Source organism: Dyadobacter sp. 3J3 (genome assembly GCF_009801115.1).
Classification (GTDB): domain Bacteria; phylum Bacteroidota; class Bacteroidia; order Cytophagales; family Spirosomataceae; genus Dyadobacter.
In genome coordinates, this window is sequence record NZ_VTOL01000047.1 from 1 (window position 1) to 949 (window position 949).

Genomic DNA, 949 nt, shown 5'->3' on the forward strand with positions numbered 1-949 from the left:
GAAAGAAACAATAAGCAATCAACCCTGATATCAGGTTGGTTATAAAGTTGCCAAATGATCTATGCCTTGAATGCTCAACTTGGCACATATTCTTTAATTCATCGTTAATTGTTTCAATAACAGAGCGCTTTCTGAGTAATATTTTATCTCTTAACTCCATTAGGCAGTTTTTCATCTTATTTCTAATTCCGGTAATCAATTGTATGCCGTCAACAAAAAGAATCTGCGATAATTGCTGGGAGATATATCCTTTGTCAGCATAAAGTTTACCATTCACTACTTCTATAAACTTCTCATTTTTAAGTGGTTGCCGATCATCTACTTTGGCTTGTGTGATGATAAAATTTAAAATTTCACCCTTGTCATTTATAATTAGATGAAGCTTAAATCCGAAAAACCATCCCATTGTCGATTTCCCAACTGTGGCGATATCTTTGAATACCTTATTACGTTTGATTCGCTTATTTTTACATACTCTGATCGGCGTGGAATCAATATAGGATATGCCTGTACATTTGCCCAGGCAGCAGGTTTTCAGGAATATAGTCATTGGAAAAACTACCGATTGCATCAATTCTGTGAAGCGATTGTAAGAAACAGTATTGGGAAATTCATTTTGTAAATGTTGCTTAACGTAAAATAGGTAAAAATGCTTCATATCACGAAAACCGCCTGTATGAAAGAGAATCATAATTGTAATAACTTCACTATCAGACATACGGGGTATGCGTTTTGGAGGGTTACCAATGAGTTTTGTACCGATCCCTGCTCTGAAATTAATACAAAACTCGTCTACTAGATAGAAAATTTCAGTAACTTTATCCTTGGTAAGATTCATGATTATTTCTGTTATATATTTGAATGTGAGATACTTAAATATACAAAGAATGTAGAATCTTACCAATTTTAAACTCTATTTTTCCTGCCAATTATTAATCGAACTCAGGTT

The 949-nt window shown here is 33.5% G+C and carries 1 protein-coding gene; it reads right to left on the reverse strand.

Annotated features, from left to right (window positions below; all coding sequences use genetic code 11):
• A partial coding sequence (locus tag FZF08_RS31430; protein ID WP_159478886.1) for an IS982 family transposase occupies nucleotides 1-838 on the reverse strand: 838 nt, incomplete at its 3' end.
• Nucleotides 839-949: the final 111 nt, after the last annotated feature.